The organism is Neisseria sp. RH3002v2g (genome assembly GCF_014596425.2).
Lineage (GTDB): Bacteria > Pseudomonadota > Gammaproteobacteria > Burkholderiales > Neisseriaceae > Neisseria.
Window position 1 is genome coordinate 455,805 of the sequence record NZ_CP110721.1, and the last position, 13,804, is coordinate 469,608.

The window sequence follows — 13,804 nt, forward strand, 5'->3', positions numbered from 1 at the left end:
ATATAAAAGGCGTTATTTTAACAGAAAACGATGATGTTTTGCGCTGCGGCGGTTTTCAGACGGCCTTTGAGTATGTTGGATTGGAAGATAAAGCATATATTTAATTTTCTTTAAAATCATTGGTTTTTATAATTTCGTGAGTAACTTTGTTTTAAAATACTTGCCAAGATGGGAACTTATCGGCATAATGCCGACTTCCTTGCCGGTATAGCTCAGTTGGTAGAGCACCTGACTTGTAATCAGGGGGTCCCGAGTTCGACTCTTGGTGCCGGCACCAGTTAAAGACTGATTGTGCCGCAAGGCATTTCAGTAAGCCGGTATAGCTCAGTTGGTAGAGCACCTGACTTGTAATCAGGGGGTCCCGAGTTCGACTCTTGGTGCCGGCACCAATTAAAAGCCCGATTGTGAAAGCAGTCGGGCTTTTTGCTTATGCTTTGATATTTTAAAAGCAGACCTTATAATACCGCGTTTCCATTTATAACAAAGGGCTGCCCGTCGGGCAGAACACACAACACCATGATTACCGTAAACACTTTGCAAAAAATGAAAGCAGAGGGCGAGAAAATCGCCATGCTGACCGCTTATGAATCCAGCTTTGCCGCGCTGATGGACAATGCCGGCGTAGATGTATTGCTGGTCGGCGATTCTTTGGGCATGGCGGTGCAAGGTCGTCAGTCCACTTTGCCGGTGAGCTTGCAGGATATGTGCTACCACACTGAATGCGTGGCTCGCGGCACTCAAAATGCCATGATTGTCAGCGACTTGCCGTTTGGTGCGTATCAGCAGAGCAAAGAGCAGGCATTTGCGGCGGCGGCCGAATTGATGGCGGCCGGCGCGCATATGGTCAAACTCGAAGGCGGCGTCTGGATGGCGGAGACCACTGAATTTCTGCAAATGCGCGGTATCCCTGTTTGCGCCCACATCGGCCTGACCCCGCAATCCGTGTTTGCATTCGGTGGCTATAAAGTTCAAGGCCGCGGCGATAAGGCGGAAGCGTTGCTCAACGATGCCAAAGCGCATGATGCGGCAGGTGCGGCAATTGTATTGATGGAGTGCGTTCCTGCGGAATTGGCGAAAAAAGTGACCGAGACCGTTTCTTGCCCGACCATCGGTATTGGCGCAGGCGTGGATTGCGACGGTCAGGTTTTGGTGATGCACGATATGCTTGGCATTTTCCCCGGTAAAACCGCCAAATTCGTGAAGAACTTTATGCAGGGCAAAGACAGCGTTCAAGCTGCGGTCAAAGCCTATGTGGACGAAGTCAAAGCAAAAACGTTCCCATCTGTCGAACATACGTTTGCCGGATAAAATAAACTCCAGGCCGTCTGAAACTTATTTCAGACGGCCTTTTTAATGAATAAAAGCGTATAATCGGCGCGTGATTTCCGTTGATGAAACGGCGGAAAAGATAAAGGATTTTTCAAACCATGCAAATCATTCATACGATTAAAGAATTGCGCGAGTGGCGCAAAACTGCCGGAAAAGTGGCATTTGTGCCGACCATGGGCAATCTGCACGAAGGCCATCTTGCACTGGTGCGCGAAGCGAAAAAACGTGCCGATAACGTTGTAGTCAGTATTTTTGTCAACCGCCTGCAATTCGGACAAGGTGAGGATTTCGACAAATATCCGCGCACTTTGCAGCAAGATGCCGATAAATTGGCAGGCGAGGGCGTTGCCGTCGTGTTTGCGCCTGATGAAAAAGAGCTGTATCCGAATGTGGAACAGCGTTTCAATGTCGAGCCTCCGCACCTGCAAAACGAGTTGTGCGGCAAATTCCGTCCGGGCCATTTCCGCGGCGTTGCGACCGTTGTGACCAAGTTGTTCAACATTGTTCAACCCGATACCGCCTGTTTCGGAAAAAAAGACTATCAGCAGCTGGCAATTATCAAAGGCTTTGTCGAAGACTTGAATTTCAATATCGAAATCGTCCCGGTCGATACCGGCCGCGCTTCAGACGGCCTGGCACTTTCCAGCCGCAACCAATATTTGAGCGAAGCAGAGCGCGCAGAAGCACCCCGCCTCTATCAAGAATTGCAAAACATTGCCGCCGCCTTGAAAAACGGCAATCTGGATTACGCCCAGCTCGAGGCCGAATGTATCCGCCGTTTGACCGACGTCGGCTGGGTGGTTGATTACGTTGAAATCCGCCATGCACACAGCTTGGCAGTGGCCCATGTCGGCGATAAAGAATTGGTGGTGCTTGCCGCCGCCCGTTTGGGTACCACGCGCCTGATTGATAATTTGGAAGTGGCTTTGGCTTAAAACCAAGCTGCTGTTAAAGGCCGTCTGAAACCTGTTTTTCAGACGGCCTTTTGTTACAATAAGGCTTTTGCGTTTCTAAGGTTTTTCCATGTCCAAACCCACTGTTTCCCCGATGATGCAGCAGTATCTCGACATCAAATCGCAACACGCCGACAAGCTGGTGTTTTACCGCATGGGTGATTTTTACGAGCTGTTTTTGGATGACGCGGTGGAAGCGGCGAAGCTGTTGGACATCACCCTGACCACGCGCGGGCAGATGGACGGCGTGCCGATTAAGATGGCGGGCGTGCCGTTTCACGCGGCGGAGCAGTATCTGGCGCGGCTGGTGAAGATGGGAAAAAGCGTGGCAGTGTGTGAGCAAGTGGGCGAAGTTGGCGCGGGCAAAGGACCGGTGGAGCGTAAAGTCGTACGCATCGTTACGCCCGGCACGCTGACCGACGCGGCGTTTTTGGAAGACAAGGAAACCAACCGCATCGCGGCGGTGAACGCGGATAAAAAACACATCGCCATCGCGTGGGCATCTTTGCAAAGCGGCGAATTCAAAACCAAACTGACGACGGCGGACAAACTCGCCGACGAGCTGGCACGTTTGCAGGCGGCGGAAATCCTGTTGCCCGAAGGCAAAAGCCTGCCTAATGGTTTTCAGACGACCTCTGCCAACATCACGCGCCTGAACTCGTGGCAGTTTGCCGCCGACGCGGGCGCGAAATTGTTGACCGAATACTTTGGCTGCCAAGACCTGCACGGCTTCGGTTTGGACGGCAAAGAACACGAAGCCGCCGTCGGTGCGGTGGGCGCGCTGTTGAACTACATCCGCCTGACGCAAAACCTGATGCCGCAACACTTGGACGGCATTTCGCTCGAAACCGACAGCCAATATATCGGCATGGACGCCGCCACGCGCCGCAATCTCGAAATCACGCAAACCCTCTCCGGCAAAAAATCGCCGACCCTGTTTTCCATACTCGACGGCTGCGCCACCCACATGGGCAGCCGCCTCTTGGCACTCTGGCTGCACCACCCCTTACGCAGCCGCGCCCACATCCGCGCCCGCCAAGAAGCCGTTGCCGCGTTGGGTTCGCAATACGAAATCCTGCAAGGCCGTCTGAAAAACATCGCGGACATCGAACGCATCGCCGCCCGCATCGCTGTCGGCAACGCCCGCCCGCGCGACCTCGCTGCCCTGCGCGACAGCCTGTTTGCCCTGAATGAAATCGAACTGTCCGCCGAGGGCAGCAGCCTGTTGGAAACCCTCAAATCCGTTTTCCCCGAAACCCTGCCCGTCGCCGAAACCCTCAAAGCCGCCGTGATGCCCGAACCCGCCGTCTGGCTCAAAGACGGCGGCGTCATCAACCAAGGCTATTCCGCAGAACTCGACGAGTTGCGCCACATCCAAAACCACGGCGACGAATTCCTGCTCGACCTCGAAGCGCGCGAACGCGAACGCACCGGCCTCTCCACCCTCAAAGTCGAGTTCAACCGCGTCCACGGCTTCTACATCGAGCTATCCAAAGTCCAAGCCGAACAAGCCCCTGCCGATTACCAACGCCGCCAGACCCTGAAAAACGCCGAACGCTTCATTACCCCCGAACTCAAAACCTTCGAAGACAAAGTCCTGACCGCGCAAGATCAGGCATTGGCATTGGAAAAACGCCTGTTTGAAGCCCTTCTCAAAGACATTCAGACGACCCTGCCCCAGCTTCAAAAAGCCGCCAAAGCCGTCGCTGCGCTGGACGTACTTTCCACCTTTGCCGCTACCGCCGCCGAACGCGGCTTCGTCTGCCCCGAGTTCGCCGACTACCCCGTCATCCATATCGAAAACGGCCGCCATCCCGTCGTCGAGCAACAAGTGCGCCACTTCACCGCCAACCACACCCGCCTCGACCACAAACACCGCCTCATGCTCCTGACCGGCCCCAACATGGGCGGCAAATCCACCTACATGCGCCAAGTCGCCCACATCGTCCTCATGGCGCACACCGGCAGCTTCGTGCCTGCCGATTCAGCTCAAATCGGCCCCATCGACCAAATCTTCACCCGTATCGGTGCATCGGACGACCTAGCTTCCAACCGCTCTACCTTCATGGTCGAAATGAGCGAAACCGCCTACATCCTCCACCACGCCACCGACCAATCCCTCGTCCTCATGGACGAAGTCGGACGCGGCACCTCCACCTTCGACGGCCTCGCCCTAGCACACGCCATCGCCGAACACCTGCTGCAAAAAAACAAATCCTTCAGCCTCTTCGCCACCCACTATTTCGAGCTGACCCGCCTGCCCGAAGCCCACGCGACGGCGGTCAATATGCATCTCTCCGCGCTCGAACAAGGACAAGACATCGTCTTCCTCCACCACATCGAGCCAGGTCCTGCCAGCAAAAGCTACGGTATAGCCGTCGCCAAACTCGCCGGCCTGCCCAACCGCGCCCTCAAAGCCGCCCAAAAACATCTGGACGAACTTGAAGCCCAAGCCGCCGCCAACCGTCCGCAGTTGGATATTTTCAGCGCCATGCCGTCTGAAAATAGGGCGGATGAGGAAGAGCCGGACATTGAACCGGTTTGCCATGCCCAGACCGATGAGTTGGCCGAAGCGTTGGCGCAAATCCAGCCCGACAACCTCACGCCGCGCGAAGCCTTGGATGCCTTGTACCGTTTGAAAGAAATCTGCAACAAGGTGTCGTAAACAACGCAAAGGCCGTCTGAAACAGGGGAAACATATAATGAGTTTTGCTGACATTACCGTGGTGGGTATTACCGGCGCAGATTCTTATACCGAGGGCACGATGTACGCCGTTGCCCGCAGCTGCGCCGAATTGCCTGGAAGCCGCGGATTGCTAATCAGCCCAAGCCGTCCGCAAGGTTTGCCGGAAAATATCCTGCATCAGCCTTGCCGGCCATTCGGTTATCTGGAATACAATCTGTTTGTTTTGTACCAACTGATGTATTACATCGAAACCGATTATTGTCTGATTGTTCAAAATGACGGATGGGTGTTGAACGGTCAAAACTGGCAGGATGCCTATCGGGAATATGACTACATCGGCGCACCTTTGCCGATTTTGTTGGAAACCGAAGCCGACGGGCAGTTTTTCCTGAAGGGGACCGACCAATATTTGGCCAAACAGCATCTGATTCAGACTTCCCCGAATTTGGACGAGCCGCAGAACGGCGGTTTCAGCCTGCGCAGCAAGCGGCTTTTAACCATGCCGCGGCAACTGGGCTTAAATGTAGAAATCCGGCCACCTTTGCCGCCGAAAGACGGAAAAATTGCCGGTATGGAATGGCTGGTGCGGCTGCACCACGAGGATATGTTTTTGACGGCGCAACACCGTTATAGATTGCAGGACTTGGGTCTGAAATTTGCGCCTCCGAATATTGCGACACAATTTTCTTCAGAAGTACCGTTTATCAATCGAATGAGGAATGTCCCTTTAGAGCGCGTCTTTGGGGCGCACTGGATGGGCAATGTAGTCTTGACCGGCTGCAACCGTGTCCGTTTTGCCCAATTAAATGGTGATGAGTTGGAAACATTATCCCGTTTTTTTAGAAATTTGGGTTATGAATTAGAATAAAAAAGGCCGTCTGAAAGTTCAGACGGCCTTTTTTAATGGCTGTTAATGATGATGGTGGGCATGGCGTGCGGCTGCGCGTTTGGTACCGACAGGCACAATCAGCGTTGCGTAAGTATTGTCTTTCTGACATACGCTTTTATCGCCGTAATCGGTCTCATTCACGACTTTGATTTTCCACAAACCGTCAATCAGCGTAATCACATTGACCACGCCGTTTTTATCGGTTTTGCCGGAGAAGCCTTGAGGTTCGCGGTGGTCATGGGTTGATTCCAAGTCCATTTCGGCCAAAGTGTCGGAGCTGGCGGTAACGGTGGCTTTAACCAAAGGCTCGCCTTTGTACAGGACTTTGACCGGCAAAATACCGCCGGCTTTGACTGCGTTCGGATTGTTCAGCGGAACCAGTTCCAGCTCTTGGCCGATAGGGCGGGTCAATACCGCTTCATCGACTGCGCCGTTGCCCACTTGGACAAAACTCTTGCCGAACATTTGCGATTGTTCGCAATAGGTGGCACCGGCCAGCTGTTTCAAGGTTTGCTGTTTCCAGCCGTCTTGGTTTTTCGACCAGAAAGTCGGTTGGTAGGTTGCGCTGACCCAGTAGGAGCCTGCGGGCAGGGCGGCTTTGGAAACGTATTGATAGTTTTCGCCCTTATTTACCAAATCAACGGTTTTCTTTGAGCTGTCGGTCAATTGCAGCGGTTTGAAAATATGCACGCGGTCGTCGGCGATTTTTTCGACATTGGGGAAGTCGTGGCTGTAACCCAAATCCGCATGCAGGATTTTGCCGGCAGGCTGATGTGCCGGTGCGGCCACCCAAACATCGTGCGCCTGTGCCGCTGCGCCCAATCCCAGCAATCCTAAAAGCATCCACTGTTTCATCGTTTCTACACTCCATTTTTCGATTATTGAACAAAACGCCTAATGATTCGGCGAATACGAACGGTACTCTTTTTTATTAACTTTGTAAATAATATGGTTTAGATTTTATAGTTATAAATAATTATTTTTTGATTTCAGACGGCCTCGGTTTATATAACCAAAACTGATAAACCCAAAAGCAAACATTATTTCCCGTTTGCCTCCGAACCCGATAAAGTATCGCCATACTTTTAATAGGAGCCGACCATGAATATCCGTACCCTTTCTTTTGCCGCATTGACCGCCGCGCTGGCGTTGAGTGCCTGCTCTCCCAAAAACGAACAGTCTGCCGACAATGCCGCTTCCGCAGGCAAGGCCGGTAATGTGAAGCTGTTGAACGTCTCTTATGATGTCGCACGAGATTTTTATAAAGAATACAATCCTTTGTTTGTCAAAGAATATGCTGCTAAAAACGGCGGTGCAACGGTTGAAATCCAACAGTCGCACGGCGGCTCCAGCAAGCAGGCTTTGGCCGTGGCCAACGGTTTGGCCGCCGATGTGGTCACCATGAACCAGACTTCCGATATCGAGCTTTTGGTGAAAAAAGGCCTGATTAAAGACGATTGGAACACGCGCCTGCCGGACAATGCCGTGCCTTATACCAGCAACGTCGTTTTCTTGGTGCGCAAAGGCAATCCGAAACACATTCAAGACTGGGGCGATTTGGCCAAAGACGGCGTGCAAATCGTTTTGGCCAACCCGAAAACCACAGGTAACGGCCGCTACGCATTTTTGGGCGCGTACGGTTACGGCATGAAAGTCAACAACGGCGATGAAGGCAAAACCCAAGATTTTGTGGCCGCATTGCTGAAAAATACGCCTGTATTTGAAAACGGCGGCCGCGCGGCAACGACGACATTCAGCCAACGCAATATTGGCGATGTCTTGGTTACCTTTGAAAACGAGGCCAACTACGTCAGCAAAAAGCTGACCCAAGACCAATTTGAAATCGTCTATCCGAGCTACACCATTATTTCGGAAGCACCGGTTGCCGTCGTGGACAGCGTGGTCGATAAAAAAGGTACGCGCGCCGCTGCCGAAGCTTACTTGAAAAACCTCTGGAGCGAACCGGCTCAAGAGTTGGCCGCCAATCTTTATCTGCGTCCGCGCAATGCCGAAGTGTTGGCCAAACACAAAGCCGATTTCCCCGATATTGAAACCTTCAATCCGAATGAGAAGTTCGGCGCTTGGTCGGACATCATGAAAAAATTCTTTGCCGACGGCGGATTGTTTGATCAGCTTTCCGGTAAAAAATAAGGTGTGAACATGGAGGCCGTCTGAAATTTCAGACGGCCTTTTGTTACAATAAGTCTTTTTCTTATCCACCTTTTCCCATGTCCCAACGCAAAATCATCCATATCGATATGGACGCATTCTACGCTTCGGTAGAACTGCGCGAGAAGCCGCACTTAAAAGGGCTGCCCGTCGTTGTGGCATGGGACGGCACTCGCTCGGTCATTTGTGCCGCGTCTTACGAAGCGCGCAAATTCGGTTTGCACTCGGCCATGTCGGTAGCGACGGCAAAAAGGCTGTGTCCGCAGGCGGTGTTTGTGCCGCCGCATTTTGATTTGTACCGCCAAGTGTCGGCGCAGATTCATGCCGTGTTTCGGCGTTATACCGATTTGATCGAGCCTTTGTCTTTGGACGAAGCCTATTTGGATGTTACCCGAAATTTTAAAAATATCCCGTACGCCAGCGAGGTAGCCAAACGCATTCGTGCCGAAATTTTTGAAGAAACCGGTTTGACTGCTTCCGCAGGTATCGCGCCCAATAAGTTTTTGGCAAAAATCGCGTCCGACTGGCGCAAGCCAAACGGACAGTTTGTGCTGCCGCCGCCCAAAATCATGGCGTTTTTGGAGAGCTTGCCGTTGGGTAAGATTCCCGGTGTCGGCAAAGTTACGCTGAAAAAAATGAACGCCCTCGGTATGCAGACTGCCGGCGATTTGCGCCGTTTTGAGCGCGGTGAACTTTTAAACCATTTCGGCTGCTACGGCTACCGCCTTTACGATTTGGCACGCGGTATCGACGAGCGGCCTGTCAAAGCCGAACGCGAACGCCTGCAAATCTCAACCGAAATCACTTTGCCCGAAGATTTGTCTTTAGAGCAGGCTTCAAGCCATTTGCCGCACCTTGCCGAAGACCTTTGGCGGCAGATTGAGCGAAAAAACGTCGAAGCCAAAGGCGTTACCCTCAAGCTTAAAACCCACGATTTCCGCATTATCACGCGTTCGCTGACGTATTCTTCCGTCCTGCCCGACAGCGCCTCGCTGCTTCAGGCGGCGCATACTTTGCTGCAACGCATACCGCCGCAACGCGAAGACGCCTTCCGCCTGATCGGCATCGGCGTGAGCCATTTGCTGCCGAAAAACCAGCAGCAGACGCTTTGGTTATAAAGAAATAGAAAAGCATTCTTTCCGTTTGAAGATAGGGCGCAGGACAATATCGTTCCATAACTATATCGGCAGCTGTTTCAACAGGCCGTCTGAAAATTATTAGGAACAACCAGCCATGTCTTTATTCCGTCCTCAATTTTGGAAAATCCCCGAAACCAATGATGCCGAACGCCGCCGCCTGCCTGAGTTGGCGGCTGCTTTGGAGCGCCGTTTGCAAGACATTGCCGCGCGCTATCCGCAAGCCGTGTTCGCATCCAGCCTTGCGGTTGAAGATATGGTCATTACCGATGCCGTTTGCCGTCTGAAACTGCCCATCCGCATCATTACGCTCAATACGGGCAAACTCAATCCCGAAACCGTCGCGCTGATTGCCGAAACCAATGCGCGTTATCAAACCGAATTGGAAGTGTTTTATCCCAACCGGCAAACCGCCGATGAATTTGAAGCGGAATTCGGCACGACCGCCATGTACGACAGCGTCGAGTTGCGCCGCCGTTGCTGCCATATCCGCAAAATCGAACCGCTCAACCGCGCTTTGCACAACGCCCCCGCATGGCTGACCGGACAACGCCGCAGCCAGTCCGAAACGCGCAGCGAATTGAATTTTGAAGAGCAGGATACAGGCCGCAACATCGCCAAATTCAATCCTATTTTCGATTGGGAAGAGCAGGACGTTTGGGCATATGCGCACGAGCACCAAGTTCCGCTCAATGCGCTGTATCATCAAGGCTATCCCAGTATCGGGTGCGAACCCTGCACGCGTCCGGTCAAGCTGGGCGAAAATATCCGCGCCGGACGATGGTGGTGGGAAAGCAAAGACAGTAAGGAATGCGGTTTGCACAAATAATCAAAGGCCGTCTGAAAACGTTTCAGACGGCCTTTTTGACGGTTTAACAATTGATTAATCAAGTATTTGCTTTTCGCTCAACAAAAGTGGAAAGCAGGGCGGTATCGATGTCCCATTTCCAAATGCCTCGTTCCGAGCCGTCCATGCCGCGCAGGAAGAGGTAGCGGATGGCGATTTTAGGCAACGGCTTGCCGCGCAGGGCATAGTAGCGTGCGATGGCAACGGCGTAGATCAGGGCTTGCAGGTAGTAGTGATGATGCGCCACTGCTTCGTTCATCGCCTGTTGCGTATACGCGCTTGCATCGTTGCCTAAATGGTTGGATTTGTAGTCGATTAAAACGACATTGCCGTCTGAATCTTGGCAAACCATATCGATGAAGCCGTTTAAATAGCCTTGCAAATCATGAAAATCAAGCAGTTGCGCGGCTTGGACGCATTCGGGCGGCAGGTTTGCTTCGCTTGAGGCAAACCAACGGCGCAAGTCGTCCAATTTGAAATCGTCCATGTACAGGGTGAACCCCATTTCGGGCAGGCGTCGGGTCGGCGGAATCTGCGACAGGCTCTCATTGATTAAAGGCGTCAGGCGGCAGGTATCGAGCATGGCGCTCACCGTCGGCAGCCATTTGTCTTCAAAGCTGTGGCGTTGCAGAACTTCGGCAATCATTTCGGATTGGCTCTCGGCAGAGGCGGCGAAGTCGAGTTTTTCCAACATCTCATGCAAACATACGCCGGCATTGGTGCCGCGGGGGAAATGGTGGATATCGAGGCCGTCTGAAAGCGGGGACGGCAGGTTTTCAGACGGCATGGCACGGTCTGCGCTTTCTGCCGGATCGATGGCAGGTTGCAAAGGCTCGTGTTGTTCGTCGCTTGACTTGGTGTGCCTGCTCAAACCGGTAAAGCTGGTGTGGCGGATAAAGTCAAAATCGCGGCGTTTAATGCTCTGTGCGCTCAAGGCTTGGTCTTGCTGGCGGCTGTATTGGTAGACGGTTTCCGGCGGGGCTTCTTCCGTGAAGACAAACTCCGTATTTTCAGGCGCGTTTTTGATAAAGCGTTGCCAGTTGGTTTTGAGCATTTCTACAACGTCTGTCGTGCTTTGATAGCTTTGGCTGACGCTTTCTCGGCCGGCCTCTGGCAAACTTTCGAGTAGATAGGCAAAAGGATTGTTCGGCGTACAGTTTTTATTGGCGGCGGCGTAGATGTTGAGCTGTTCTTCGGCGCGGGTAAGGGCGACATAGAGCAGACGCAAATCTTCTGCCGTCTTTTCGTCAGCAAGGTGGCTTAGTTCTGCTTCCGAGGTTTGCGATTTGGCCAACAGCTCGGTTTCGTGGTTGTCCGTATGCAGGATTTTCCAGTTTTCTTTGGAATTGTCTTTGGTATCCCATGCGAAGGGGCAGTAAACCAAAGGATATTGCAAACCTTTCGACGCGTGCATGGTAACGATTTTGACCAGTTTTTCGTCGCTTTCAAGACGGATGGTTTGCGCGTCTGACGGGAAATGGCCGCTGCGAGCGCGGCTGATTTGCTCGTTTAACCATTTATGCAGGGCGGCGGGGTTTCGGCTTTGGCTGTCTTCTTCGGCCAAAAGCTCCAAAATTTGGTAGTAATTGGTCAGGCTGCGTTCGTTGCCGCCTTTGAGCAGGCGCGTTTCGATGTCATGTCGGGCGGCAAACTGCTGCACGGCGGCAAAAATGCCGCCTTTCCGCCATTTTTCCATGGCTTCGGCAGACGACTCCAGCCATTTGAGCAGCTGATGTTCGTTATGGTTGAGCTCGTAAATCTCTTTGGCGGTATAGCCGAACAAAATGCCGGTCAAGACAAAGCGCAGCCAGTCGGTTTGCCTTGGGTTGAGCCAAAAGCCGATCAGCGCGGACAGCGAGTCTGCCTCGGCAGAATCGAAAACGGACTGGCGCGACAGCAACACGCTTTGGATACGGCGCTGTTTCAGTTTTCCGGCAATCATCGCCGCTTCGTTGTTGGTACGCACCAAGACGGCAATGTCGCCGGATTCCAACGCGCGGCCTTTGAAATTCAGACGGCCTTCGGCTGCTTCATTGAGCGCAAAGGCAATTTCATCGGCACAGTATTCGGCGGCTCGGCCGCGCAAAATCTCTTTGCCGGTTTGGTCGTCCGTATTGAGCCAGCGCACTTGAATGGCGGGGCGGTGTGGAGACAGCCGGCTTTCGGCGCGGCTGGCAGAGACCTCGCTGTAATCGATGTTTTCCAATACAAATGGATGTTTTTTTTGTTTGAACAAGGCACTGATGCCGTTAATCAGCTTGGCATGGCTGCGGTAGTTGACGGCGAGGGTGTAATGCCTGTCCGCATCTTGCGCGGCTTGCAGATAGGCGTAAATGTCCGCACCGCGAAAGCTGTAAATCGCCTGCTTGGGGTCGCCGACGAGAAACAGCGGGCAGCCTTGCTCGATAAAAATTTGGCGGAAAATTTCGTATTGCAACGGGTCGGTATCTTGGAATTCGTCAATCAGCGCGATTTCCCAGTTTGCCGCCGCTTTTGCCAATGCGTTGCCGTGTTCATTGGTGGTCAATGCCTGATGGACATCCAGCAGCAAATCATCAAACACACGCTCGCAGCGTGATTTTTTTTGTTCGGCAATGGATTGGTTGATGTAGGAAAGTAGGTCGAGTTGCAGGCAGATGAAGACTGCTTCTTCCGCGCTTTTCATTGCCTGCAAATCACGATTGAGATTAGCCAAGGCTTGCAGCTGAATAATTTCCGCCGCATCGGCATCGGCTTTATATTCTTTTTTCAGTTTGCTGTTGAGCGTGTCGATACTGAAGAGGCTTAATTTTTCCAGCGTTTGTTTGCTCAGGCGGGGCAGACGGTTGGATTCGGCGTTTGTTTTTAAATCGGTAAAAACATTTTCAAAGGTTTTTCGTTTGTAGGTTTGGCCGTTCAGTTTGGGAAAAATTGCCCAAAACGCTTTTTCCAAGTCTTCCAAGTGGACGCAAATTTTTTGCCATGTTTCTTGAAGCTTGGCTTGAGCTTCTTGCAAATCGCCTTCAGGCCGTCTGAATTTCAGATAGGGGCGGCCGGTATAGCTTTTGATTTCGGCAAGCATTTCTTCGGGCGTGCATTTTCGGTCAAAAACCAATTGTGCCAATGTGGTATCGGTTGCCACTTTCTGCCGCCAAAAGTCCTGCGCTGGAATCAGCAGCCTCTCGCGTGAGTCGTCCGACAGCTCGACATCCAAAGGTGCGCCGCACAAAAACGCGTAATCGCGCAAGACGCGCTGACAGAAGCCGTGGATGGTGTAAATCGAGGCGTTATCAAACTGGCTCAGCGCGGCTTTGAGGCGGAGAATCAGGCGATGGCAGCTTTCCTGACCGTCTTGCTCGCCTAAAGCCAAAGGAATCAATCGATTGAGAAAGTCATCGGGTGATTTTTTCTCTTTTTCGTAATATTTGTTCAGGCCGTCTGAAATATGTTCCGGCTCGCCGCCCAAGGTTTGGATTTCGTTTAAAACCTGCAACACTTCGTCCAAACGCGCGCGTAAACGGGTTTTCAGTTCTGCCGTTGCCGCTTTGGTAAAGGTAACGACCAGAATTTTCTCGATGTCTTTTTTTTCTAAAACAATCAGTCGGGTAAAGAGCGCGGCAATGCCGTAGGTTTTACCTGTACCGGCGGAGGCTTCGATGAGGTTGGTGCCGTCGATGGAAAGGGTGAGCGCGTCAAAAGGAAGGGCGGAAGACATGGTTGGAACGGAATAATATTAGCGAGGCATTATCATAACAGAGATAGTGTGTGGTTTTGCATTGATGATAAAAATGCCGTCTGAAAACTTTCTGTTTTCAG

9 protein-coding genes and 2 tRNA genes are annotated in these 13,804 nt (G+C 52.4%); 9 read left to right on the forward strand and 2 right to left on the reverse strand.

Features of this window, described 5'->3' with window-relative positions; translation table 11 throughout:
• Positions 1-201: 201 nt before the first annotated feature.
• From BBP27_RS02150 to BBP27_RS02175, 6 genes are all read left to right on the forward strand, one after another.
• Positions 202-277, forward strand: a tRNA-Thr gene (locus BBP27_RS02150).
• 36 nt (positions 278-313) lie between these two features.
• Positions 314-389, forward strand: a tRNA-Thr gene (locus BBP27_RS02155).
• A 127-nt stretch (positions 390-516) separates the two neighbouring features.
• Positions 517-1,308 carry a 3-methyl-2-oxobutanoate hydroxymethyltransferase gene (panB, locus tag BBP27_RS02160; protein ID WP_004521070.1) on the forward strand — a complete coding sequence of 264 codons (792 nt, stop codon included), beginning with the start codon at positions 517-519 and terminating at the stop codon, positions 1,306-1,308.
• Between the two features lie 119 nt (positions 1,309-1,427).
• Entirely contained in the window at positions 1,428-2,264 is an 837-nt protein-coding gene (panC, locus tag BBP27_RS02165) for a pantoate--beta-alanine ligase (RefSeq protein ID WP_188212147.1), read from the forward strand.
• Between the two features lie 88 nt (positions 2,265-2,352).
• Positions 2,353-4,947 carry a DNA mismatch repair protein MutS gene (gene mutS / locus BBP27_RS02170; RefSeq protein ID WP_188212146.1) on the forward strand — a complete coding sequence of 865 codons (2,595 nt, stop codon included), beginning with the start codon at positions 2,353-2,355 and terminating at the stop codon, positions 4,945-4,947.
• A gap of 37 nt (positions 4,948-4,984) precedes the next feature.
• Positions 4,985-5,836, forward strand: coding sequence for a DUF5672 family protein (locus BBP27_RS02175; RefSeq protein ID WP_188212145.1), 852 nt, complete (start codon positions 4,985-4,987; stop codon positions 5,834-5,836).
• 42 nt (positions 5,837-5,878) lie between these two features.
• Here BBP27_RS02175 and BBP27_RS02180 read toward each other — a convergent pair whose 3' ends face one another.
• Entirely contained in the window at positions 5,879-6,712 is an 834-nt protein-coding gene (locus BBP27_RS02180) for a DUF4198 domain-containing protein (protein ID WP_188212144.1), read from the reverse strand.
• A 252-nt stretch (positions 6,713-6,964) separates the two neighbouring features.
• On the opposite strand from BBP27_RS02180, the gene BBP27_RS02185 reads away from it, so the two are divergent.
• From BBP27_RS02185 to BBP27_RS02195, 3 genes are all read left to right on the forward strand, one after another.
• Positions 6,965-8,008, forward strand: coding sequence for a sulfate ABC transporter substrate-binding protein (locus BBP27_RS02185; RefSeq protein ID WP_188212210.1), 1,044 nt, complete (start codon positions 6,965-6,967; stop codon positions 8,006-8,008).
• Positions 8,009-8,085: 77 nt separating this feature from the next.
• Positions 8,086-9,144, forward strand: coding sequence for a DNA polymerase IV (gene dinB / locus BBP27_RS02190; RefSeq protein WP_188212143.1), 1,059 nt, complete (start codon positions 8,086-8,088; stop codon positions 9,142-9,144).
• Positions 9,145-9,259: 115 nt separating this feature from the next.
• Entirely contained in the window at positions 9,260-9,991 is a 732-nt protein-coding gene (locus tag BBP27_RS02195; protein WP_188212142.1) for a phosphoadenylyl-sulfate reductase, read from the forward strand.
• Between the two features lie 58 nt (positions 9,992-10,049).
• Here BBP27_RS02195 and recB read toward each other — a convergent pair whose 3' ends face one another.
• Positions 10,050-13,703: an exodeoxyribonuclease V subunit beta gene (gene recB, locus BBP27_RS02200; protein WP_188212141.1), complete on the reverse strand. Its 3,654-nt coding sequence runs from the start codon at positions 13,701-13,703 to the stop codon at positions 10,050-10,052.
• Positions 13,704-13,804: the final 101 nt, after the last annotated feature.